Genomic DNA, 22,668 nt, shown 5'->3' on the forward strand with positions numbered 1-22,668 from the left:
GATCTACCCGGGGTTTCTTGTTCAAGCGGTGCAAAGCCGTTGATCAATAGCGTTGATACTTCGAGCCGAATTCAGGGCGGTTTTCAGCGACGTAAAGTGTGCTCGGCTGACTGTCTTTGTGATCGCTACCGACGGTGTTCATGTTCAGTGTGGCCGGTTGGCTGACTTTAACGGCAGCGACAACCTGGGAGGTGGCGTGCGGCGCAGCGATTGCGGATGTAGCGCCAAGAACCGACAGGGCGAAACCAAGACCGATGAGGCTTTTCATGATGTTGCTCCAGAGCGTGGGGAGAAGATGTCGCCACAGTAGTACTGGAACGTGGTGATGAAAAAACACCCTTGGGCATAGTCGTTATCGAGCGCGTTGATCCTTGTCGCTCCCACAGGGGATTTTCATTTTGGCGTAGATCCCGATTCTGCGCCGAGCAATTCCACCGGGTAAGAGAACACATAGCCCTCGCTGCGCACGGTCTTGATGTAGGTCGGCTCGCGTGAGTCGTCCAGCAAGCGTTGGCGCAAACGGCTCACCAGCAAATCGATGGAGCGGTCGAACAGGTCGGAATCGCGGCCTTGGGTCAGGTTGAGCAATTGGTCGCGGCTGAGCACCCGTTGCGGGTGATCGAGGAAGACGCGCAGCAAGCGGTATTCCGCGCCACTGAGGGCGACCATCGTGCCGTCTTCATCCAGCAAGTGGCGCGCCGTGGTGTCGAGGCGCCAGCGTCCGAAGCCGAGCAGTCGGCCCGTTTCGGAGATCAGCAGGTTCGGCGGCAGCATCCGCGTGCGTCGCAACACGGCGTTGATCCGCGCCAGCAACTCGCGGGCGGCGAAGGGTTTGGTCAGGTAATCGTCAGCGCCCATTTCCAGGCCGAGGATACGATCGGTTTCGTCGTTGCGGGCGGTGAGCATCAGGATCGGTGTGGCTTTGTGTTTGCCTGCGCGTAATTCACGGCACAGCACCAGGCCGTCATCGCCGGGCATCATGAGGTCCAGCACGATCAGGTCCACCTGATTGGTTTCCAGAAAATGGCGCATCTGCCGGCCGTCGGCAACCACGGTGGTGCGCAGGCCATTTTTCTTCAGGTAATTGCCCACCAGCTCGCGGATCTCGCGGTCGTCATCGACGATCAGGATGTGATTCACATGCTCCATTGCTCAACCCTCTTGTTTTTCGCGCGGTGTGCATTGCGGGCCGGTTCGGGGATTTGTATCGCACTGTATCAGGCGTCCTGTTTGACACCTTACGCCTTAATAACGCGGTTTTGACGACACATGGCAGATACCTGCGGGCGATTAAATGGCTTCCATCGAGACAAGACGACTTGCCTCATACCCACCGCCCATCACAACCCCGAGGTATTCACCATGAACTGGAACACACTCATTGCCGCCAGCTTCTTCGCCGTCCTGAACGTTGCCGCGTTTTCCGCCCATGCGGATGTTCAAACCACGTCTGCTCACGGCGCTCATCTGGATATCAAGCAAGTGATTTCCATCGAAGATTCCGGCAGCGGTTGCGGCATTGTCAATGCTCGCCTGAACTACCTGGATTCCAGCGGCACGCACAAAGTGCTGGATTACAGCAAGGTCGGCGAATGCGCCAATCAGGGCGGTTGATCCATCCACTACGTCGTTGAAAACCCCAGCCAACTGACTTGTAGGGATATCACCATGAAGATGAATGTGTTGAGCCGTAAAACCGCATCAAGCCGCCGCTTCATGGCGCCGACGATGCTCGCTTTCGCGCTGATGCARTTCGGTGCCCTCGGCGCTGCCACTGCGCAAGCCGCCACCACGACCACAGAACCGGTGGTGGCCAGTGCGGATTCGTACACCCCGTTCGGTCCGCTGAAGCACGTCAAGGCCGGCTTGCTGGATGTGGCTTACGCCGAGGTCGGCCCGGCCGACGGTCCTGTGGTGATTCTTCTGCACGGCTGGCCCTACGACATTCACAGTTATAGTGAAGTGGCGCCGCTGTTGGCGGCCAAGGGTTATCGGGTGTTGATCCCCTATGCGCGGGGTTACGGCGACACGCATTTCCTGTCTGACAAGACCCTGCGCAACGGCCAACCCGCCGCGCTGGCCAGTGACGTCATCGATTTAATGGATGCGCTGAAGATCAAACAGGCCGTGCTCGGCGGCTATGACTGGGGCGCGCGTTCGGCGGACATCGTCTCGGCGCTGTGGCCGGAGCGGGTCAAGGCGTTGGTGTCGGTGAGTGGTTACCTGATCGGTAACCAGGCCGCGGGCAAGAACCCGTTACCGCCCAAGGCCGAGTTGCAGTGGTGGTATCAGTTCTATTTCGCGACCGAGCGCGGCCAGGCCGGCTACGAAAAAAACCGTCATGACTTCGCCAAGTTGATCTGGCAGCTGGYGTCGCCGAAATGGGCCTTCGATGACGCGACCTATGACCGCAGCGCGGCCGCCCTGGACAACCCGGACCATGTTGCGATCACGATCTTCAACTACCGCTGGCGGTTGGGCATGGTTTCAGGTGAACCGCAATACGAGGCGCTTGAACAACAGCTGGCCAAGGCACCGTCGATCACGGTGCCGACCATCACGATGGAAGGCGACGCCAACGGCGCACCGCACCCGGCGGCGGAGGATTACGCCAAGCGCTTTACCGGCAAGTATGAGTACCGACTGGTGAATGGCGGCATTGGCCATAACCTGCCGCAGGAAGACCCGCAGGCGTTTGCCAAGGCGATCATTGACGCCGATCACCTGTAACGAACACTAACGACTGTGGGAGCGAGCCGCCCGGAGCAGGCTCGCTCCCACAGGGTTTTATAGTGGTCGTAAGGTCGAGGTTATGCAACAACCTGATAACACGGCACATACGCCGCGCCACCCGGCAGTTTCATCCGGTGYTGGGCGACGAAGGCTTTGAGCAGCTCATCCAGCGGATGCATGATCGCGGCATCGCCACGGATCTGGTAAGGCCCGTGCTGTTCGATCAGGCGGATGCCCTTGTCCTTGACGTTGCCGGCGACAATGCCGGAGAACGCGCGGCGCAGGTTGGCGGCCAGTTCGTGGGCTGGCAGGGCCTGGCTCAGTTTGAGGTTGGCCATGTTTTCGTGGGTCGGGTCGAACGGGCGCTGGAAGCCTTCGTCGATCTTCAGCAGCCAGTTGAAGTGAAACGCGTCATTGCGCTCGCGGCGGAACTGTTTGACCGCTTTAAGCCCCTGAGTCATCTGCCGTGCGACTTCCGCCGGGTCGTCGATGATGATCTCGTAATGTTTCTTCGCGGCGTCACCCAGCGTGGCGCCGACGAACGCGTCCAGTTGTTGCAGGTACGGGGCGGCATGTTTAGGCCCGGTGAGGACGACCGGGAAGGGCAGGCCTTGGTTCTCCGGGTGCATCAGGATACCGAGCAGGTACAGGAACTCTTCGGCCGTGCCCGCGCCGCCCGGGAAAATGATGATGCCGTGGCCGACGCGCACGAACGCTTCCAGACGCTTTTCGATGTCCGGCAGAATCACCAGCTCATTGACGATCGGGTTGGGTGCTTCGGCGGCGATGATGCCCGGTTCGGTCAATCCAAGGTATCGACCGCCGTGGATACGCTGTTTGGCGTGGGCGATGGTCGCGCCTTTCATCGGGCCTTTCATCACGCCAGGGCCGCAACCGGTGCAGATGTCGAGGCTGCGCAGGCCCAATTCGTGGCCGACTTTCTTGGTGTATTTGTATTCTTCGGTGTTGATCGAGTGGCCGCCCCAGCAGACCACGATCTTCGGCTCGACGCCGGGACGCAGGGTGCGGGCGTTGCGCAGCAGGTGGAACACGTAGTCGCTGATGCCTTGGGAGGTACTCAGGTCGATGCGCTGGCTGTCGAGTTCGTTTTCGGTGTAGACGATGTCACGCAAGGCGCTGAACAGCATCTCGCGGGTGCTGGCGATCATTTCCCCGTCAACAAATGCGTCGGCCGGGGCGTTCAGCAGCTCCAGGCGTACGCCGCGATCTTGCTGGTGGATGCGGATTTCAAAATCTTTGTAGGCTTCAAGGATGGTTTTGGCGTTGTCGACATGGGCGCCGGTGTTGAGGATGGCCAGGGCGCATTGGCGGAAGATGTCGTAGGTGCTGCCGGAACCGGCTTCGCTCAGTTGTTGGACTTCGCGTTGAGAAAGGGTTTCCAGGCTGCCTTTAGGGCTGACCGAGGCATTGATTACTTGTCGTTGGGTCATTCAATGATCCTTAAAACGATGTCACTCACCGAGCCGCGCGAATGGCATCCGAATAGAGTGTATCCATGGATGAAGATGGCACGAACTGCGCTGTACCGCCATGTCCCCCGTTTGATGATGAAAAGATGAAAAGGAGCCCCAGCATAGCTAAATCCCTCGCAGAGGCGATAATGCCTGGCCATCTTTTTTGCTCATGCCCCAAGGAACCCTGCCGCGATGTTCGAAATCCAGCCGAAGAATGCCCAAGCCTATCGACAGCAGACGCGCCGCAGTACGCTGATTATTGCCTTGATTTTTCTAGCGTTGGCCATGGTGCTGTCCACCGTGGCGGTGGCGTTGTTCGGTGAGCCCGGCGGCGACAACCTGCGGTTTAACGTCGGCGGTGTGTTTATCGCGGTGCTGCTGATGGTCGCGCTGATGCGCGGCAAGTTCTGGAACCAGCCGTGGATGGCGGCCGCAGTGTACGGCTGGCGGCTCAAGCGCAGTCTGATGAGCGTCACCAACATCATGCATCAGGTCACCGCAGGGGTGGAGGCGGGAGATCCGGTGGCGATGAAGCTGCTGCGTTTTTACCACCTGGGCTTGAACCAGATGCACGAACTGGACGCTAACTCCAGCGACCACAGCCAGTTGATCCGCGAAATGGATCAGCACAAGGCGCGGATGGATGCGCTGGGCATCGACACCTATCAAGCCCGTCTGGATCCGGCCTGGCTTGAGGCGCTGAAACAGTCGTCGAAGTAAGACTTCAGGGCGGATTCCTCACACAATCCCTTCACGAAGCATGCAAATCGCCTATCTTGTTACTGGTACGGCATTCAAAGGGCGAACAGTAGAAGTCGCCCTGTCATAACGAGTCAGCGAACGTCATGGGGGCATTCGTCCATTAAAGATCCCATTGAAAGCACCGGTACTACCGCGCCGAGGAAGACCAGCCTGCGCGCGTCGAGGCTCAAGGTCCGTTACGCGGTAGCTCTGCTCGTGGCGGTGTGCCTGTCGATGACGGCGATTGCGATTTGGGAAGCCTGGAATTCTCGCCAATACCACTTGCATGACAAAGAAGTGGCGATGTCCAACTTGGCGCAAACCCTCGCGTCGCAAGCGCAAGCGTCGATAAAACAGGCCGATACGCTGCTGTTTGCCCTCGTGGACCGTGTCGAAAACGAGGGCGTCGGTGCGCAACAACTGCCCAGGTTGCAACGTTTGCTCAGCGCTGAACGCAGCGAACTTAAGCAACTGCATGGCTTGTTCGTCTTTGACGAAGCGGGGCGCTGGATTGCCAACTCCAATGGCGCCGATGTGCCTGACTCGAACAATTCCGACCGTGAGTATTTCATCTTTCATCGAGACCATCCCGACCGCGGCCCGCATATCGGTCGGTCGATTAAAAGTCGTTCGAGCGGTGAATGGATCATGACCGTGTCACGCCGGATCAATCATCCGGATGGTCGATTTGCCGGTGTGGCGCTGGCAACGATCTATCTCAGTCATTTCCTTGAGCTTTATGACAGTATCGATATGGGTCGCAACGGGGCGATCAACCTGGTCAACGATGAAGCCAGAATTGTTGTCCGCAGACCCTTCAACGAGGCTGAAATTGGCACTACGGTTGCCAACGCGCCGCTGTTTACTCAACTGTTGTCCGAAGGTGATTCCGGTACGGCCACGATCAGGTCCTTTGTCGATGGTGTGGAGCGAGTGGTGGGGTTTCGGCGGGTCAACGGGTATCCGCTGATCATCTTTACCGCGCTGGATAAGGAGGAAGTCCTGGCCGGCTGGCGCAAAGCGACGGCATTGAGTGCAGGAATCGTGTTATCGCTGCTGCTGTTTCTGGGCGGGCTCGGTTACCGCCTCATTCATGTCATGAAGCAGCAACATTACGTCCAGCGTGTGTTGCTCGATGGCCAGGAAAAACTCATTGAGGTCAATAGCAGCCTGGAAATGCTGGCCCTTGAGGACGCCTTGACCGGTCTGTCCAACCGTCGTCAGCTCGATGTGTTTATCCTCGCGGAAATGGGCCGCGCACGGCGCACGCAGACCGACCTCGCCATACTGATGATCGATGTCGATTACTTCAAACGCTTCAATGATCGCTATGGTCATGTGGCCGGCGATGAGTGTTTGCGCCGGGTCAGCGCGATCATCAAGGACAACATCAAGCGGCCCGGTGACCTCGCCGCCCGATATGGCGGCGAAGAGTTCACGGTGGTGCTGCCTGGAGCGGACGCTGCGGGCGCCTTTCTGGTCGCCGAAAACATCCGCAGCGCGCTTATGCAAGCGGGCATTGAGAACTGCGAAAGCCCGGAGGGCAGATTGACGGTCAGTATCGGTGTTTGCGCCTACAATCCTGCCTCGCAGGACCAGCCCGAGGAGCTGTTCAGCGCGGCGGACAAGGCGCTGTACGTGGCCAAGGCCGGCGGGCGGAACATGAGTGTCACGGCTAACTGAGTTCAGATAAACCGGTCGATGCCCTGAACCAGCTGGGTGGACAGGTACGATTGCTTGAGTTTTTCCAGCCACCAGCCCAATGCACGACCATCATGATCGCCACGCCAGCCGGCATACAGAATGTTCGGTTCGCGCGGGTCGGCCATCTGTTTTTCGACCAGGTTGCCGTTTTTCAGTAACGAGCCTACCCGGTGTCGAGGTAGCCAGCCGACACCCAGGCCATCGCACTGAGCCAGGACTTTTGCGCGCATGGTCGGCACCGCGAGCACCGGTTGTCCGCCAGAGACGCCGTAGGTGCTGCCCTCCGTGACCCTTGAAGAGTCGGCCACGACAATCGCCCGGTGCTGCGCCACCATGGCCCTTGAAATCGGCTCTTTGGCCTTGGCCAGCGGGTGTTTGGGCGAAACCGCGAACACCCACTCCATTTCCCCCAATTGCATCCAGCGCAGGGTCGCAATCGCTGGCGGCTCGTTGGTGGCGCCGATGATCAAGTCCGCGCGGCCTTCACGCAGGGCTTCCCAGACGCCTTTGAGCACTTCTTGAGTAATGCGCAGAGGTACGCCGGATTCCAGCGCGTCGAACTCGTGGATCACTGGAATCAAGGCTTCGAATTCGAGCAATTCGTCGGTGACAATCCATAACCGGCTTTCCCAGCCGTTGGCCACTTGCTGCACTCGCTGGGTCAGCCGGGACACGTCCTGCATCAACCGCGCCGCTTCGTTCACCAGCAACTCGCCGGCCGGGGTGAGCTGCAAGCGGTATCGACGGCGGTCGAAGAGCAGCGCGTCGAAGCGTTCCTCCAGGTGCCGCGCGGCGTAGGACACGGTCGACGGCGCCTTGCCCAAGTGCGCGGCGGCCCGCGACAGGCTGCCGGTCTCGCGGATCGCCTGGAGCAGACTCAGATCTTCAATCGACAGCATGGACTCAATCCTTGGGGTTTGTTTCAGGTGGTCCGACGCAATTTCCACAGCCTGATCAGCTGAAGATAGACCAGCACGTTGATAGCGAGCACCACGCTGCCCAGCGCCAGTTGAATCGCCGGCGTCAGGCCGGCCGGGTAAATGACCGGCCAGACGTAGTGTTCGATAAAGCCGCCACCGTAGCCGTTTTGCCCGGCTGACTGACGCATGAGGTTTTCCCACTGGGTCAGCGGGCAGTACAGGTGCAAGACTTCAACCATCACTCCCCACACGGCGGTGGGCAGATGCGCCCAGATCAGCGGTCGCCATTTGAGCACCAGCAGCCCGCCGAACAGGACGAACAGAATGAACAACAGATGAAACAGCACCAGCCCGTCGGCGGCGATCCGGTAAAGCATGTCGCCTCCCTGATCGGTTATGCGAATCGCTCCATGGTACTCGGGCGTCGGCGACGGCTCTATGGTTTCAGGTGTTCAGCGAAAATCAGCGAACTCGGGGTGCATCCGGCCGTTGTATCGGGCTCGATAATCCCCGCGACTGCTGGCAAAGTCTCGGGTCTTTCATTGGTTGTAGGGCGTTATGTCGAATTTACTCATGCCGCGCAGTGCTTTTCTGCGTGGTGCTGCGGCGATCATGCCGCTGTCCCTGGCCACCGCGCCATGGGGCTTGCTGGCCGGGTCCATGGCCATCGAGGCGAACCTCACGCCGCTGCAAGGGCAGGGGCTGTCGAGCATCGTGTTTGCTGGCGCCGCGCAGTTGGTCGCCATCGGCATGCTCAAGGGCGGTGCCGGGATCTTTTCGATTTTGCTGACCACCATGTTGTTGACGTCACAGCATTTGCTTTATGGCATGAGCATGCGTTCGGTGATTTCGCCGTTGCCGGGGCGTTGGCGGGTAGGGCTGGGCTTTTTGCTCACCGACGAGCTGTTTGCCCTGACCAGTCAGCACGACAAACAGCAATTCAATCGCTGGTACGCGCTAGGGGTCGGGCTGACGTTTTACATCGCCTGGAACCTGTTCACCCTGGCAGGCATTGTGTTGGGCAGCAGCATTCCGGGGCTTGAGCATTTGGGCCTGGACTTCTCCATCGCCGCCACCTTCATCGCCTTGATCACGCCGGTGGTGCGCAATGTGCCCACCGTGGTGTGTGTGGCGGTGTCGTTGTTCTGTTCGGTGTTGTTCAGTTACTGGCAATGGGGCTCGGCGCTGGTGCTGTCCGGGTTGGCGGGCATGACTGCAGGCTTTATCTGCAACAAACTCTACAGGGAGCGCGCAGCATGATGGTATGGGCGGTGATTATCGGAATGGGCGTGCTGGTGTTCCTCAACCGCTACGTGTTTCTTGAACCCCGGTTGCCGGTACGCCTGAGCAGCAATGCCCGGCAATTCCTCGGTTTCGCCGTGCCGGGCATGTTGACCGCGATCTGCGGGCCGATTGTGTTCATGCCCGACAAACAGCTGAACTTGCAGTGGGACAACCCCTACCTGATCAGTTCGCTGGTGGCGGTGGGGCTGGTGCTTTACACCCGCAATACCTTGCTCAGCATGCTGCTGAGCATGGGGTTTTTCTTCTTGCTGCGTTGGTGGCTCTGAATCGAGTGCCGGAATTTGTTCTACGCTTAATAGGTCCCTTCACAGGAAGAGAGGTGCGCATGGCCAACGACCCCAAACGTCCGGATTTTGAAGATGAGGATGAACCCACGGAGGAAGAGATCAGGCGTCAGGAACGTTCGCGGCAGGACTGGAAACATGACGACAGCCGAGAGCTGTCTGACCGCGATGAAGAGCGTCCGTTGAAGCCCTGACCAACCCACGTATACGAAGAGCCCCGCTATCAAGCGGGGCTTTTCTTTGGGTGCTTGTCAAGCCGTAACGTGACCGGTAGCAGCTGGCGAAGCCTGCGTCCGGCTGCGTAGCAGTCGTGAAATCAGCCGATGCGGTCCACAATGTCTGCGTCAAATAAGCTTATTTATCAATGCGCTACCTTGGTTCCTGACATTACCAACGGCTTTGTCGACCCTGTACCACTCGAATATTTCGCTGGTTTCACCCTGTAAAAGCACTATCTGTTCGGCGCGCTCTTTTGGGGTGGCCGGGTCGAGCCATTCGCGTGCCAGTTCCGCGGATAAAACCACCGGTCGCCGATCATGAATGTCGAGCATGCCGCCTGCGCTGTCCGCCGTGATGATGACGAAGCCGTCGTCGCTGCGCGGCTCGTTGCTTGCACCGGGAAACTGGCCGATGGCTGCGCAGTAACTCGGGGCGCCGTCCCGTCGACGAATCAGCCAGGGCTGACGCGTCGAATCGCCGGCATCGACCCATTCAAACCAGTTGTCGATCGGCATAATCGCCCGGTGTGGCCAGATCGCCCGGAAGAACGGGCCATGAGCGACTTTTTCAACCCGCGCATTGATCGGCGCAGCGCGATCTTTCGCCCAGTGCGGGCGCCAGCCCCAGCGCACTGGATCGGCGTGCAACCCGTCAGGCTCAAGGTGCAACAGGGCGAGTTGGGTGGTGGGCGCCGCGTTGTAGCGGGCCAGGGGCTCGTCCCCGACGTGATTGATCATTGCGTCGGGGATGCTCAGCACGGCGACAAAATCGTGGATGCCACGGTACTGCGACAGTCGTCCACACATCGGCTGACCCTGCGGTAGAAAGCAGTGACGGGAATGTTCAGCTTAGTCTTCGGATCACGGGTCAGGGACATGCCCTTGAATAGCCGGTTTCTCCGGGATTTTGCATGGATAAACGTGCTGGAAAATGTGTTGGAGCCAGCAGACTGTCGAGTCACTGTTGTTGGGCCAACACGGGTTGTTCCCGGTCATGAGCTTATGCACAAATAGAATTTATGAATGTGCCTGTAAGAGCGTTAGGGTCTATTCAAATGACGTCCCTGGAGCCTCCGATGAACCTGTCTCGATTTGTGCGCGGTCTGTTGACCAGTGCACTGTTTACCGCCCCGATCACCTACGCTGCCGAACCCGTGGTCCTGCATGTCGGCGACCAGAATTACTACAACGTGCGCGCATCGGTGGAGGCGTCGGGCGCGTTGGAAGGCGCGTCTTATACCGTCGACTGGAAGCACTTCCAGGCCGCTGCGCCACTGGCCGAAGCGCTGAACACCGGCGCACTGGATGTGGGGTTTCTCGGGGATTCCGGCTTTCTGTTCCTGGCGGCCAAACAGGCGCCGGTGAAGCTGATCGGTGTGTCGCGGCAGAATCCGGACACCATTGCCTTGCTCGTGCCCAAGGACTCACCGGTCCACAGCATCGCCGATCTCAAGGGCAAGAAAGTCGCGTACTGGCCCGGCGCCTGGAGTCAGCAGTTGACCCTGCGCGCACTGGAGAAGGCCGACTTGCCGGAAAACTACGTCGACTTCATCAAACTGATGCCCATTGATGCCGCAGCGGCATTTCCTCAAGGCAGCATCGATGCGTTCCCAGTGTGGGAACCGTACATTTCCCAGCAAATTCTGTTCTCCGGTGCGCGTCCGATTCTCACCGCTAAAAACCTGATGCCCGGCCTTAGCGCCATCGCCGCCTCGACACCGGCCATCGACAGCAAGCGCGAAGCCATCGCCGATTTCCTGGTGCGCCTGAAAAAAGCCCGGGCCTGGGTCGACAGTCATACCGACGAATACGCGGACCTGTGGGCGAAGAAAGCCAATCTCGATCAGAACGTGTCGCGCCATTGGTTGCGTCAGGCGCACATGACCGTCGGCCCGGTGGATCAGCAAGCGGCGACGGATTTGCAGAGCACGGCGGACTTCCTGTTCAAGGTCAAGGCACTGCCGACGGAGCTGGCAACCGCACCGATCATCGACCATTCGTTCCAGCAAGCCCTGGCGCAGTAAGCGAGGAGGGTGGGCGGCGGAACCAAACACTGTGTACCCTGATCCAACCTCGGCCCGCGAAACTGGCGGGCCGGCGAAGGATGAACGGGCGAAGGACTTTTGCCATTTGATGAGTTGACCGTCACGGTCTGATCCAAGGCAAAACATGAAACAGTTGTACAAAGCGTTCTGCGCACTCGCCATCGCCGTCGGGCTGGCAGGCTGCATCGCCGCACCCATTGAACTGACCCCGCAGACGGAACAACGTCTACAGGCGCACGCACCGATTCGTTTTCTGCTGACCTACGACGATGGCCCCAGCGCTTCGAGCTTCTGGAACCCCACCGCGACCGTGCTCGACAGCTTGAAGGACAACCCGCTTCAGCCGAACATCAAAGCGGTGTTTTTCGTGCAGACCGGCGCGCCGCGGGCCGGCGACAGTGATATCGGGCGCGAGCTCATGCATCGCGAACATGCAGAAGGGCAGGTGCTGGGATTTCACACGGCCACCCACTGGCACACCAATCACCGCTCGCTGAGTCCGCAAGAGCTGGAACAGGCGCTGAGCAAAGGCAGTGCAGATATCGCGGCCATCACCGGTGCGCCGCCGACCCTGGTTCGCCCGCCATTCTGGAACTACGACAAACGCGTCTTCGCCGCCTATCAGCAGCACGGCATGCATGTGTTGCTGACCGATTTGAGCGCCAATGACGGCAAAATCTGGGGCTTCAACGCCAGCCCCCGGCGTCGGTCTCATATGCTGCGTTCAATATCTGAAGTGCGTGAGCGCATCGCGCTGGGCGAGTTACCAACCGTGGATGGGGTGATTCCGGTGGTGGTGACCTTCCACGACCTCAATCGCTACACCGCCCGGCACACCCGGGAGTATCTGCAAATCCTCATCGACAGCGCCAAGGCCAGCGGCGTGCCACTGGCGCAAAAACCGTTTTACGACGATCACGATGCGGTGCTGCGCGCGGCGATGGCGCGCACCGTCAAGGACAGTTCACAGCCAGTGGAACTGCCGGGATTCTGGAACTGGTTCTGGGACAAAAACTCCCATTAAAACCTCGCCTGCGGTTGCAGCTCTTCGATCACCCTCAAACAATGATTCAACCCCGGCGAGACATCGCCCACCCGCCGACTGAGAATGATCGGCGAGGTGGCGTTGTCTTCCAGCAATGGAGTAAAGCCAATGTCGTCGCGGTGCAGCAGCTGCACCGAGGCCGGCACCAGCGTGACACCGATACCGGCCCCCACCAGGCCGATGGCTGTTTGCAATTCGTTGGTCCATTGCGCCACTTGGATGCTCACGCCATAGGACTCGAACAGCGCAATGACATGGTCGGCATAGCTGGGGCGCGGATTGCCGGGGTACAGCACAAAGGGCTCCTTCGCCAGTTCGCGCAGGCTGATCGGCCCGGCCAGCAAGGGATGGCCGGCGGGCAGGGCGGCGACCAGCCGGTCTTCGGTGAGCACCGTTTGAATGATCGCCGGGTCGTCGATGCGAATTCGCCCGAAGCCGATATCGATTCGCCCGGCCTTGAGTGCTTGCACTTGTTGCAGCGTGGTCATTTCCGACAGCCCCAACTCAAGCTCCAGCGGCTCGCCGCTGCGCAGACGGCGGATCAGCTCCGGCAGCACTCCGTACAGGGTCGAAGGCGCGAAGCCGATGCCCAGCCAAGTCTTTTCCCCTAAACCGATCCGCCGCGTGTTGTCGCAGACCTTGTTCAGTTGTTCGAGCAGGGCGGTGGAGTGTTCATGGAAAAACCGCCCGGCCTCCGTCAGCTTCAGCGGCCGGCCACGCTCCAGCAGCARGACCCCGAGTTCGTCTTCCAGTTGCTGAATCTGCCGACTCAGGGGCGGTTGGGCGATGTGCAGCAGCTCGGCGGCGCGGGTGAAATTCAGGGTTTGAGCCAACACCTGAAAATACCGCAGGTGACGCAGTTCCATGGGGCCTCCGGACGTCAGTCGTTTGCATACCTTAAAGGTATCAAGTCAGACCAATTCTATATTGGCATCGCAAAAAAAGCCGTACGAGAATCGGTTCCAGAACTTTAAGAACCTGACGGGTATCGACATGCGTGCAACAGCCATTGAATCGATCGAGACGATCATCGTCGATCTGCCGACCATCCGCCCGCACAAGCTGGCGATGCACACCATGCAGAACCAGACCCTGGTGATCATCCGTGTGCGCTGCGCCGATGGCATCGAAGGGATCGGTGAATCCACCACCATCGGTGGCCTGGCCTATGGCAACGAAAGTCCGGACAGCATCAAGACCAACATCGACACACACTTTGCGCCCCTGCTGATCGGCCAGGACAGCGGCAACGTGAATGCCGCCATGTTGCGCCTGGAACGCAGCATTCGCGGCAATACCTTTGCCAAATCCGGGATCGAAACCGCGCTGCTCGACGCCCAGGGCAAGCGCCTCGGCCTGCCGGTCAGCGAGTTGCTGGGCGGGCGTGTCCGTGATGCCTTGCCGGTGGCCTGGACCCTGGCCAGCGGCGACACCGACAAAGACATCGCCGAAGCGGAAAAAATGCTCGAGCTGCGCCGCCATCGGATCTTCAAGCTGAAAATCGGTGCCGGTGAAGTCAACCGCGACCTGGCCCACGTCATTGCGATCAAAAAAGCCCTGGGCGACCGCGCCAGCGTGCGGGTTGATGTCAATCAGGCCTGGGACGAAGCGGTCGCGTTGCGCGCTTGCCGGATCCTCGGCACCAACGGCATCGATCTGATTGAACAGCCGATCTCGCGCAACAACCGGGCAGGTATGGCACGTCTGAATGCGATGAGCCCGGCGCCAATCATGGCCGACGAGTCCATCGAATGCGTGGAAGACGCCTTCAATCTGGCGCGCGAAGGCGCTGCGTCGGTGTTTGCCTTGAAGATTGCCAAGAACGGCGGCCCACGTGCCGTGTTGCGAACTGCCGCGATTGCCGAAGCAGCCGGCATCGCCCTGTACGGCGGCACCATGCTGGAAGGTGGCCTCGGCACCATGGCCTCGGCCCATGCTTTTATCACCCTGAATAAACTGGCCTGGGACACCGAACTGTTCGGTCCCTTGCTGCTGACCGAAGACATTCTCAGCGAGCCGCTGGTTTATCGCGATTTCGAGTTGCATGTCCCGCAAACACCGGGCCTGGGCCTGACCCTGGACGAAGAACGCCTGGCGTTTTTCCGTCGCGACAAAACATCCACTTCCGTTCATCAAGCCTGAGGAGAGATCATGCTATTCCACGTAAAAATGACCGTGAATCTACCGGTCGACATGAATCCGGAAGCTGCGGCCAAACTCAAGGCTGATGAAAAAGCCCTGGCCCAACGCCTGCAGGAACAAGGCAAGTGGCGCCACCTGTGGCGCATCGCCGGGCACTATGCCAACTACAGCGTATTTGATGTCGACAGCGTTCAAGAATTGCACGACCTGCTGATGCAATTGCCGCTGTTTCCGTACATGGCGATCGAGATCGACGCAATGTGCCGGCATCCGTCTTCCATCCGCGAGGATGACCGCTGAACCCAGCCTGTTCAGTTCGCTACGCAAATAATTACAAGATGAGGAACCCAACAAAATGAACGTCAAGATTTCCCACACTGCCGAAGTCCAGAAGTTTCTCGAAGAGGCCAGCGGCCTGCACAACGATGTCGGCAATCCGCGGGCCAAGGCCCTGATCTACCGCATCCTGCGTGATTCGGTAAACATCATCGAAGACCTCGCCGTGACCCCGGAAGAGTTCTGGAAAGCCGTTAACTACCTCAACGTACTGGGCGCGCGTCAGGAGGCTGGGCTGATCGTCGCCGGGCTGGGTCTGGAGCATTACCTCGACCTGCTGATGGATGCGGAAGACGAGCAGGCCGGCAAATCCGGCGGCACGCCACGCACCATCGAAGGCCCGCTGTACGTGGCCGGTGCGCCGATGTCCGAAGGCGAAGCGCGTCTCGATGATGGCCTCGATCCGGGTGTGACGCTGTTCATGCAAGGTCGCGTATTCAACACCGCCGGCGAACCGCTGGCCGGTGCCGTGGTAGACGTGTGGCACGCCAACACCGGCGGTACTTACTCGTACTTCGATACCACGCAATCGGAATTCAACCTGCGTCGCCGGATCGTGACCGATGCTGAAGGTCGCTATCGTTTCCGCAGCATCGTGCCGTCGGGTTATGGCTGCCCACCGGACGGTCCGACCCAGCAACTGCTCGATCAACTGGGCCGTCATGGCCAGCGTCCGGCGCACGTTCACTTCTTTATCTCGGCGCCGGATCATCGTCACCTGACCACCCAGATCAACCTCGATGGCGAAAAATACCTGCACGACGATTTCGCCTACGCCACCCGTGATGAGTTGATCGCCAAGATCACCTTCAGCGACGATCAACAACGCGCAGCGGCGTATGGTGTCAGCGGCCGGTTTGCCGAAATCGAATTTGATTTCACCTTGCAGTCCACCGCGCAACCTGAAGAACAGCAACGTCACGAACGGGTTCGTGCGCTGGAGGATTGATAGCGCGAAACGAACTATCCCTGTGGGAGCGAGCCTGCTCGCGAAAGCGGAGTGTCAGTCAACGTCGATGTTGAAGCTGACTCCCCCTTCGCGAGCAGGCTCGCTCCCACAAGGGGTTTCGGTTAACCGACCGACAGTACTTGGTCTGCTGACACAACGTTATACGCACTGTTCTAGAATGGAACTGACACCGCCGATAACAACAATGAGAGTGACCCGATGATGCACGCGCAACTGTTGAGTCAGCGCAGCAGAGTATTCGACCATGCCGACCCTTATGCGGTATCGGGTTACGTCAATCAGCATGTCGGCAACCATTGCATCCTGATGCCCAAGGTCGGTCGACCCCTGGCCAGCCTAGATCACCGCAAATTCGCCAGTCTGGACTTGTGCCGCATCAGCTACGGCGCCAGCGTGCGCGTGACGTCGGGCGCGCTCGACAGTATCTATCACCTGCAAGTGCTGCTGCGGGGCAACTGCCTGGCGCGTGGGCGGGGTCAGGAGCATTACTTCGCGCCGGGTGAGTTGCTGCTGATCAACCCCGATGAACCGGTCGATCTGACCTATTCCGACGATTGCGAAAAATTCATCCTCAAAGTCCCTACTCGGCTGTTTGAGTCCGTGTGCGATGAACAGCGCTGGCGCTATCCGGGGCAGGGCGTGCGGTTTTTGGAGAACCGTTACCAGCTCGATGAGCTGGAAGGCTTCGTCAGCTTGCTGGCGATGATTTGCCAGGAAGCCGAAGCCACCGAGCAGATCCCCCGCGTGCAGGAACACTACGCGCAGATCATCGTCAGCAAGATGCTCAGCCTGATGAAAACCAACGTTATCCGCAGCAGCCTTGGGTCGCCCACGTTCGAGGTGATTGCCGATTACATTGCACGCAACCTCAAGCACGATATCGACAGCGAAGAGCTGGCACGGCAGGCGCAGATGAGTCTGCGTTCGCTGTACGGGTTGTTCGAACGCAACGCGGGAACCTCACCGCAACACTACATCCGGCAGAAAAAGCTCGAGCGCATCAACCTGTGCTTGAGCGACCCGACGTGCAACGTGCGCAACGTCACGGAAGTGGCCATGGATTATGGCTTCCTGCACTTGGGACGCTTCTCCGACAACTACCGCAAACAGTTCGGCGAATTGCCTTCCGACACCCTCAAACGCCGGCACTGACCCGCCACCCAACCCTGTAGCAGCTGTCGAGCCTGCGAGGCTGCGTTCGAGGGTGCAGGACTCGCCAAGGAATAATGCGGTTCGCCTGCAATACCGAGTGAACCCTTTTGCGAGCGCTTCGCACTCGAACGCAGCCTCGCAGGCTCGACAGCTGCTACACGCAGCCTCGCGCCTGACTGTTGCAGTAAACGGATACAGGTCTGCACCCAGCGGATAGTCCGCCTCATCCCTCCGTCCTAGCATGGCCCTGCCTGAATAAAAACAATGGAGGCGGCGGCCATGTCCCTGCGACCCGAATACCTTCACTCCCTGCTTGAAGATGACAAAGAAACCGGCATCTACCGCTGCAAGCGCGAGATGTTCACCGACCCACGGTTGTTCGATCTGGAGATGCAACACATCTTCGAAGGCAACTGGCTGTACCTGGCCCACGAAAGCCAGATCCCCAACGTCAACGATTTCTACACCACCACCATGGGGCGCCAGTCGATCTTCATCGCGCGCAACAAGGAGGGTGTGCTCAATGCCTTCCTCAATGCCTGCAGCCATCGCGGCGCGACGCTGTGCCGACACAAGACCGGCAACAAAAGCTCCTACACCTGCCCGTTCCACGGCTGGACCTTCAACAACTCCGGCAAACTGCTCAAGGTCAAGGATCCCGCAGCGGCCGGCTATCCGGCGAGCTTCAACTGCGAAGGCTCCCACGACCTGACTAAAGTCGCTCGCTTCGAGTCCTATCGCGGCTTCCTGTTCGGCAGCCTCAAGGCCGATGTGGTGCCTTTGGTTGAGCACCTCGGCGAGTCGGCGAAAATCATCGACATGATCGTCGACCAGTCCGCCGATGGCCTGGAAGTGTTGCGCGGGTCTTCGAGCTACATCTACGAAGGCAACTGGAAACTCACCGCCGAAAACGGTGCCGACGGTTACCACGTCAGTTCGGTGCACTGGAACTACGCGGCGACGCAAAACCAGCGCAAACAGCGTGAGGCCGGCGACAGCAATCCGACCATGAGCGCTGGCACCTGGGCCAAGCAGGGCGGTGGTTTCTATTCCTTCGACAAGGGCCACATGTTGCTCTGGACGCGTTGGTCCAACCCCGAAGACCGTCCGCTGTATGAGCGTCGCGATGAATTGGCCCGAGACTTTGGCCAGGCCCGCGCCGACTGGATGATCGAGAACTCGCGCAACCTGTGCCTGTACCCGAATGTGTACCTGATGGATCAGTTCAGCTCGCAGATCCGCATCGCCCGGCCGATCTCGGTCAACCGCACGGAAATCACCATTTACTGCATCGCCCCCAAAGGCGAAAGCGACCACGCCCGKTCCMGCCGSATYCGCCAGTACGARGAYTTYTTCAACGTCAGCGGCATGGCCACCCCGGACGATCTGGAAGAGTTTCGCTCGTGCCAGACCAGCTATCAGGGCAGCGTCACCACCTGGAATGACATGTCCCGGGGTGCCGAGCACTGGATCGAAGGCGCTGATGAGGCGGCCAAAGAGATCGACCTGCATCCGCTGCTCAGCGGCGTGCGCACCGAGGACGAAGGCCTGTTTGTGTTGCAACACAAGTATTGGCAACAGACGATGCTCAAGGCTCTGGCCGCCGAGCAGTACGAATTGATTGCGGTGGAGGCCGTGCAATGACCATCACCTATGAGGCCGTACGCGATTTTCTGTACCGCGAAGCACGCTACCTCGACGACAAGCAATGGGACGACTGGCTGGAACTGTACGCCGCCGATGCGTCCTTCTGGATGCCATCCTGGGACGACAACGATGAGTTGACCGAAGACCCCCAGCGCGAGATCTCGCTGATCTGGTACGGCAACCGCACGGGCCTGGAAGACCGCATCTTCCGTATCAAGACTGAGCGCTCCAGCGCGAGCATTCCGGACACCCGGACTTCGCACAACCTCAGCAACATCGAGTTGCTCGAGCAGGCGGACGGCCTGTGCAAGGTGCGCTTCAACTGGCACACCCTGAGCTTTCGCTACAAGACCGTCGACAGCTATTTCGGCAGCAGCTTCTACACCCTCGATGTGCGCGGCGACAACCCGCTGATCAAGGCCAAGAAAGTGATCCTGAAGAACGATTACGTTCGCCAGGTCATTGATGTCTACCACTTGTGAGGCGGCCGTCATGACGCATTCCATTGCATTCAATTTTGAAGACGGTGTCACCCGGTTCATCGACGCCAATGCCGGCGAAACCGTGGCCGATGCGGCGTACCGCCAGGGCATCAACATTCCGCTGGATTGCCGCGACGGCGCGTGCGGCACCTGCAAATGTTTTGCCGAGGCCGGTCGTTATGACTTGGGCGAGGAGTACATCGAAGACGCGCTCAGCGCCGAAGAAGCCGAGCAGGGGTTTGTCCTGACCTGTCAGATGCGCGCCCAGAGTGATTGCGTGGTGCGAGTGCCGGCGTCCTCCGACGTTTGCCGTACACGCCAGGCGAGTTACGACGCGACAATCAGTGCTGTGCGGCAACTGTCCGACAGCACCATCGCGCTGTCGATCAAGGGCGAGGCGCTGAACACCCTGGCGTTCCTGCCGGGGCAATACGTCAACCTCGGGGTTCCGGGCAGTGAGCAGACCCGCGCCTATTCGTTTAGCTCGTTGCAGCGTGACGGCGAGGTCAGCTTCCTGATTCGCAACGTGCCTGGCGGCCTGATGAGCAGTTTCCTCACCAGCATGGCCAAGGCGGGCGACCGCATGAACCTGGCCGGTCCGTTGGGCAGCTTTTATCTGCGCGACATTCGCCGTCCGTTGTTGCTACTGGCTGGTGGCACGGGACTGGCACCGTTCACGGCAATGCTGGAAAAAATCGCCGAGCAGGGCAGCGAACATCCGCTGCATTTGATCTACGGCGTGACCAACGATTTTGATCTGGTGGAGCTTGATCGGCTAGAAGCCTTCGCCGCACGCATCCCGAATTTCAGCTTCAGTGCCTGCGTGGCCAGCCCCGACAGTCAGCATCCGCTCAAGGGCTACGTGACTCAGCACATCGAGCCCCGGCACTTGAATGAAGGCGATGTCGACGTCTACCTGTGCGGCCCGCCGCCGATGGTCGAGGCAGTCAGTCAGTTCATTCGCGAGCAAGGCGTCAAGCCTGCGAATTTTTACTACGAGAAATTTGCCGCCAGCGCGGCTTGAGGTCTCCATGAACAGATTCCACGAAAAAGTCGCGCTGATTACCGGAGCGGCGCAAGGCATCGGGCGGCGGGTGGCCGAACGCATGGCCGCTGAAGGTGCTCGGTTGATTCTGGTCGACCGCTCCGAGCATGTGTTTGAGTTGCAGCAACAATTGGGGCAGAACAACCAGGTGCTGGCCCTGACCGCTGATCTTGAGCAGTACAGCGATTGCAGCCGGGTCATGCGCGCCGCCGTCGAGCGTTTCGGTCGCCTCGACGTCTTGATCAACAATGTTGGCGGCACAATCTGGACCAAGCCGTTCGAGCACTATGCAGAGGAACAGATCGAAGCCGAGGTCCGCCGTTCGCTGTTCCCGACGTTGTGGTGTTGTCATGCGGCGCTGCCGATCATGCTGGAGCAGGGGAGTGGCGCCATCGTCAATGTCTCGTCTATTGCCACGCGCAGTATCAATCGTGTGCCCTATGGCGCGGCTAAGGGGGGGGTGAATGCCCTGACAGCCTGCCTGGCCTTTGAAACCGCCGGCCGCGGAGTCCGGGTCAATGCGACAGCGCCCGGCGGCACCGAGGCGCCGCCTCGGGTGATTGCACGCAACGATGCCGAGCAAAGCGTTGAAGAAAAGGTCTGGTATCAGCAGATCGTCGAGCAGACGCTCGACAGCAGTTTGATGAAGCGCTATGGCACGCTGGATGAGCAGGCCGGCGCTATTCTGTTTCTGGCCAGCGACGAAGCGTCGTACATCACTGGCATGATCATGCCGGTCGGCGGCGGTGATCAGGGCTGACGCTCACTGGAGCAACCCACTGGTTTATGCAGAGACAGCTTACAGGCGACGCAGAAACGCTTTGACTATCTGGCGCGTGGCGTCGCTCGTGCTCAGGTTGTCGACGGTCTCCAGAGGATGCCAGATGCAGTCGACGATTTCATTGAATGGTCGTGCCAGATAAAGGTTCGGTGCCCACGCTTCGTAGACATGGTGGCGGGTGCCGCCCGATTCCAGTTCCATGAGGTACAGCAGGCTGTCGGCGCCAAGACCCGTTTCTTCCTGAAGCTCACGCCGCGCCGCGCCGGCGGTGGTTTCACCCATCTCGACTTTTCCGCCGGGCAAGCTCCAGCGACACCTGGGTTTACGCACCAGGAGAACATGTCGGTCCAGTTCGCAAATGACCGTTGCACGTACTTTCATTTGTTACCTAACTGACGAATGCCATGAAAAAAACTTCAAAATGCAATATTTGGGCCGTGGCCTCTGGTTCAACGGTTAGAGCAATGTGCCCGGCGAAAAGTGCAATTGAGTGCTGGAATACTGACGCGACGTCTGGTCGGCACTTGGGCAAAGCCGGGGTGTAAGGTGGTCAGGTCAATCGTCGACTTCACTGCCAAACAGGAGGTGACTATGAGCGTTCCGATGTTGAACAAGATGCACATGAACGGTTATGACGTACTCAGCGTAAACAATGGCCCCTGGCGGGTGTGTACCCAAGGTGATCGGTTGGGGGATTTTAGCAGCAGAGAGGAAGCACTGGCGTTCGCCGCATCGCTTCCCGCCTATCGAGCCAGGGCGGCCCGCTCGTCAGGCCAGAAATCAACATGACACAACGTTTGAAGCCCCGGGTTGCCGGGGCTTCTTATTTGGAAACCTGCAATAAGCGTGTGTACGGCTAGCGGGTCCAGGACGGTCAGTAGCCTCCTCCAGAGTGGGCGGGTTCCTTGTCCCTTTCTTGCATCCGATTCCACTCCATGCAGGTCATGAAGCTTTTGTGATCGACTTTGCCGTTGCCATCGAAACTGATGTTGTACGTCTGATGCTGGCCTGCCTGCGTCAACACGTAGTCGAAACAAGTGCCAGGTTCCACCGTGCGGTCCGTTATCGAGACAGGCTTACCACCGATCTGCTGCACCTGGTCCTTGTTCATCCCTTTCTCGACCCTGGCAACCAGCGGCTGGGCACCGTAAATGTGTTCCTCGGTGCTGCAGCCACCCGCCGCCAGTACGACCACTAGCGTGAACAGAGATTTGTTCATCGCCGCGCTCCCGTTAGTGAGCTTTCGTTCGACTGATCACCTTGGCTTTCACTTCTTCGGCATAGCCTGCCAGTCGCCCTTCATCGCCCTGAAACAACTCGCACAACCTGAGCACGGCTTGTGCATCTACATCATTGCCTGCCTGGCGTAGCTGCTCTGAAATGCGCATCAATTCGACTGCCGACCATCTCAAATCCGACGCAACGCTTTGCAGGTCGCGGCGAAGTTCGTTTTCATCTTCGTTAAGCCACATGACGACCTCCTGCAGTTTCTCGCAAGGAAATAGTAGTTCCCTTTGGTATGACACAACCTTTGTTCATCTGATCCCTGAGCGATAGAAGGTGCTTCCATTGGTCGGGAAAATGAGTGCGAGTGACACCGCCCGATGTCGTACGAAGGTCAATGAATGTCATCAGGGCGAGGC

The 22,668-nt window shown here is 59.2% G+C and carries 28 protein-coding genes; 18 read left to right on the top strand and 10 right to left on the bottom strand.

Translation table 11 applies throughout. The annotated features are described in order from the left end of the window. Window positions 1-43: 43 nt before the first annotated feature. Window positions 44-268: a hypothetical protein gene (locus AC1DSG_RS12475; RefSeq protein ID WP_477791148.1), complete on the bottom strand. Its 225-nt coding sequence runs from the start codon at window positions 266-268 to the stop codon at window positions 44-46. A 125-nt stretch (window positions 269-393) separates the two neighbouring features. After that, window positions 394-1,149, bottom strand: a complete 756-nt coding sequence (locus AC1DSG_RS12480; RefSeq protein WP_477791149.1) for a response regulator — start codon at window positions 1,147-1,149, stop codon at window positions 394-396. A 213-nt stretch (window positions 1,150-1,362) separates the two neighbouring features. Here AC1DSG_RS12480 and AC1DSG_RS12485 point away from each other — a divergent pair, with 213 nt between their 5' ends. Both AC1DSG_RS12485 and AC1DSG_RS12490 read left to right on the top strand, forming a co-directional pair. Continuing rightward, window positions 1,363-1,614 (top strand): DUF2790 domain-containing protein, encoded by a 252-nt coding sequence (locus tag AC1DSG_RS12485; protein ID WP_477791150.1) that lies wholly within the window; start codon window positions 1,363-1,365, stop codon window positions 1,612-1,614. A gap of 54 nt (window positions 1,615-1,668) precedes the next feature. Further along, window positions 1,669-2,730 carry an alpha/beta fold hydrolase gene (locus AC1DSG_RS12490; RefSeq protein WP_477791151.1) on the top strand — a complete coding sequence of 354 codons (1,062 nt, stop codon included), beginning with the start codon at window positions 1,669-1,671 and terminating at the stop codon, window positions 2,728-2,730. An 80-nt stretch (window positions 2,731-2,810) separates the two neighbouring features. Here the strand turns inward: AC1DSG_RS12490 and ppnN are convergent, their stop codons facing one another. Then, window positions 2,811-4,184, bottom strand: a complete 1,374-nt coding sequence (gene ppnN / locus AC1DSG_RS12495; protein WP_477791152.1) for a nucleotide 5'-monophosphate nucleosidase PpnN — start codon at window positions 4,182-4,184, stop codon at window positions 2,811-2,813. A gap of 216 nt (window positions 4,185-4,400) precedes the next feature. On the opposite strand from ppnN, the gene AC1DSG_RS12500 reads away from it, so the two are divergent. Together AC1DSG_RS12500 and AC1DSG_RS12505 are read left to right on the top strand one after the other, a co-directional pair. After that, a complete protein-coding gene (locus tag AC1DSG_RS12500; protein WP_477791153.1) occupies window positions 4,401-4,928 on the top strand; it encodes a DUF3087 family protein in 528 nt (175 codons plus the stop codon). 255 nt (window positions 4,929-5,183) lie between these two features. After that, entirely contained in the window at window positions 5,184-6,632 is a 1,449-nt protein-coding gene (locus tag AC1DSG_RS12505) for a GGDEF domain-containing protein (RefSeq protein WP_477791154.1), read from the top strand. 2 nt (window positions 6,633-6,634) lie between these two features. Here the strand turns inward: AC1DSG_RS12505 and AC1DSG_RS12510 are convergent, their stop codons facing one another. Then, window positions 6,635-7,552, bottom strand: coding sequence for a LysR family transcriptional regulator (locus AC1DSG_RS12510; protein WP_477791155.1), 918 nt, complete (start codon window positions 7,550-7,552; stop codon window positions 6,635-6,637). Between the two features lie 23 nt (window positions 7,553-7,575). Then, window positions 7,576-7,950 carry a DUF2784 domain-containing protein gene (locus AC1DSG_RS12515; RefSeq protein WP_477791156.1) on the bottom strand — a complete coding sequence of 125 codons (375 nt, stop codon included), beginning with the start codon at window positions 7,948-7,950 and terminating at the stop codon, window positions 7,576-7,578. Between the two features lie 181 nt (window positions 7,951-8,131). On the opposite strand from AC1DSG_RS12515, the gene AC1DSG_RS12520 reads away from it, so the two are divergent. From AC1DSG_RS12520 to AC1DSG_RS12530, 3 genes are read left to right on the top strand one after another with little or no spacing between them, the layout of a single operon-like run. After that, complete coding sequence (locus AC1DSG_RS12520) at window positions 8,132-8,833, top strand: AzlC family ABC transporter permease (RefSeq protein WP_477791157.1); 702 nt, start codon at window positions 8,132-8,134, stop codon at window positions 8,831-8,833. Next, window positions 8,833-9,144 carry an AzlD domain-containing protein gene (locus AC1DSG_RS12525; RefSeq protein ID WP_162830874.1) on the top strand — a complete coding sequence of 104 codons (312 nt, stop codon included), beginning with the start codon at window positions 8,833-8,835 and terminating at the stop codon, window positions 9,142-9,144. Before AC1DSG_RS12520 ends, AC1DSG_RS12525 begins: the two co-directional genes overlap by 1 nt. 59 nt (window positions 9,145-9,203) lie before the next feature. Then, the gene (locus AC1DSG_RS12530; RefSeq protein ID WP_477791158.1) at window positions 9,204-9,356 is read left to right on the top strand and encodes a hypothetical protein; all 153 of its coding nucleotides are present in this window, start codon (window positions 9,204-9,206) and stop codon (window positions 9,354-9,356) included. A 150-nt stretch (window positions 9,357-9,506) separates the two neighbouring features. Here AC1DSG_RS12530 and AC1DSG_RS12535 read toward each other — a convergent pair whose 3' ends face one another. Beyond that, a complete protein-coding gene (locus tag AC1DSG_RS12535; protein WP_477791159.1) occupies window positions 9,507-10,187 on the bottom strand; it encodes an SOS response-associated peptidase in 681 nt (226 codons plus the stop codon). Between the two features lie 269 nt (window positions 10,188-10,456). Here AC1DSG_RS12535 and AC1DSG_RS12540 point away from each other — a divergent pair, with 269 nt between their 5' ends. Next, window positions 10,457-11,404 (top strand): ABC transporter substrate-binding protein, encoded by a 948-nt coding sequence (locus tag AC1DSG_RS12540; RefSeq protein ID WP_477791160.1) that lies wholly within the window; start codon window positions 10,457-10,459, stop codon window positions 11,402-11,404. Between the two features lie 145 nt (window positions 11,405-11,549). Continuing rightward, the gene (locus tag AC1DSG_RS12545) at window positions 11,550-12,449 is read left to right on the top strand and encodes a polysaccharide deacetylase family protein (RefSeq protein WP_477791161.1); all 900 of its coding nucleotides are present in this window, start codon (window positions 11,550-11,552) and stop codon (window positions 12,447-12,449) included. Here AC1DSG_RS12545 and AC1DSG_RS12550 read toward each other — a convergent pair. After that, entirely contained in the window at window positions 12,446-13,336 is an 891-nt protein-coding gene (locus AC1DSG_RS12550) for a LysR family transcriptional regulator (RefSeq protein ID WP_477791162.1), read from the bottom strand. The two genes, AC1DSG_RS12545 and AC1DSG_RS12550, sit on opposite strands and share 4 nt — an antisense overlap. A 127-nt stretch (window positions 13,337-13,463) precedes the next feature. On the opposite strand from AC1DSG_RS12550, the gene AC1DSG_RS12555 reads away from it, so the two are divergent. From AC1DSG_RS12555 to AC1DSG_RS12590, 8 genes are all read left to right on the top strand, one after another. Continuing rightward, window positions 13,464-14,612 (top strand): muconate cycloisomerase family protein, encoded by a 1,149-nt coding sequence (locus AC1DSG_RS12555; protein WP_477791163.1) that lies wholly within the window; start codon window positions 13,464-13,466, stop codon window positions 14,610-14,612. A 9-nt stretch (window positions 14,613-14,621) separates the two neighbouring features. Beyond that, window positions 14,622-14,912 carry a muconolactone Delta-isomerase gene (gene catC, locus AC1DSG_RS12560; RefSeq protein ID WP_077430274.1) on the top strand — a complete coding sequence of 97 codons (291 nt, stop codon included), beginning with the start codon at window positions 14,622-14,624 and terminating at the stop codon, window positions 14,910-14,912. A 55-nt stretch (window positions 14,913-14,967) separates the two neighbouring features. After that, window positions 14,968-15,897, top strand: coding sequence for a catechol 1,2-dioxygenase (catA, locus tag AC1DSG_RS12565; RefSeq protein ID WP_477791164.1), 930 nt, complete (start codon window positions 14,968-14,970; stop codon window positions 15,895-15,897). Between the two features lie 219 nt (window positions 15,898-16,116). Continuing rightward, window positions 16,117-17,070 (top strand): AraC family transcriptional regulator, encoded by a 954-nt coding sequence (locus tag AC1DSG_RS12570; protein WP_477791165.1) that lies wholly within the window; start codon window positions 16,117-16,119, stop codon window positions 17,068-17,070. Between the two features lie 279 nt (window positions 17,071-17,349). Continuing rightward, the gene (benA, locus tag AC1DSG_RS12575; RefSeq protein ID WP_477791166.1) at window positions 17,350-18,714 is read left to right on the top strand and encodes a benzoate 1,2-dioxygenase large subunit; all 1,365 of its coding nucleotides are present in this window, start codon (window positions 17,350-17,352) and stop codon (window positions 18,712-18,714) included. Continuing rightward, a complete protein-coding gene (benB, locus tag AC1DSG_RS12580) occupies window positions 18,711-19,199 on the top strand; it encodes a benzoate 1,2-dioxygenase small subunit (RefSeq protein ID WP_477791167.1) in 489 nt (162 codons plus the stop codon). Before benA ends, benB begins: the two co-directional genes overlap by 4 nt. A gap of 10 nt (window positions 19,200-19,209) precedes the next feature. Next, window positions 19,210-20,223 carry a benzoate 1,2-dioxygenase electron transfer component BenC gene (gene benC, locus AC1DSG_RS12585; protein ID WP_477791168.1) on the top strand — a complete coding sequence of 338 codons (1,014 nt, stop codon included), beginning with the start codon at window positions 19,210-19,212 and terminating at the stop codon, window positions 20,221-20,223. A 7-nt stretch (window positions 20,224-20,230) separates the two neighbouring features. After that, window positions 20,231-21,004 carry a 1,6-dihydroxycyclohexa-2,4-diene-1-carboxylate dehydrogenase gene (locus AC1DSG_RS12590; RefSeq protein ID WP_477791169.1) on the top strand — a complete coding sequence of 258 codons (774 nt, stop codon included), beginning with the start codon at window positions 20,231-20,233 and terminating at the stop codon, window positions 21,002-21,004. A gap of 39 nt (window positions 21,005-21,043) precedes the next feature. Here AC1DSG_RS12590 and AC1DSG_RS12595 read toward each other — a convergent pair whose 3' ends face one another. Beyond that, window positions 21,044-21,406 carry an NUDIX hydrolase gene (locus AC1DSG_RS12595; RefSeq protein WP_477791170.1) on the bottom strand — a complete coding sequence of 121 codons (363 nt, stop codon included), beginning with the start codon at window positions 21,404-21,406 and terminating at the stop codon, window positions 21,044-21,046. A 210-nt stretch (window positions 21,407-21,616) separates the two neighbouring features. Here AC1DSG_RS12595 and AC1DSG_RS12600 point away from each other — a divergent pair, with 210 nt between their 5' ends. After that, window positions 21,617-21,814: an SPOR domain-containing protein gene (locus tag AC1DSG_RS12600; protein WP_477791171.1), complete on the top strand. Its 198-nt coding sequence runs from the start codon at window positions 21,617-21,619 to the stop codon at window positions 21,812-21,814. A gap of 85 nt (window positions 21,815-21,899) precedes the next feature. Here AC1DSG_RS12600 and osmE read toward each other — a convergent pair whose 3' ends face one another. Beyond that, on the bottom strand, window positions 21,900-22,244 hold the full coding sequence (osmE, locus tag AC1DSG_RS12605) for an osmotically-inducible lipoprotein OsmE (RefSeq protein WP_477791172.1): 345 nt from the start codon (window positions 22,242-22,244) through the stop codon (window positions 21,900-21,902). Window positions 22,245-22,257: 13 nt separating this feature from the next. Continuing rightward, window positions 22,258-22,497: a hypothetical protein gene (locus AC1DSG_RS12610; protein ID WP_477791173.1), complete on the bottom strand. Its 240-nt coding sequence runs from the start codon at window positions 22,495-22,497 to the stop codon at window positions 22,258-22,260. Window positions 22,498-22,668: the final 171 nt, after the last annotated feature.

This window comes from Pseudomonas sp. P5_A12, assembly GCF_056400685.1.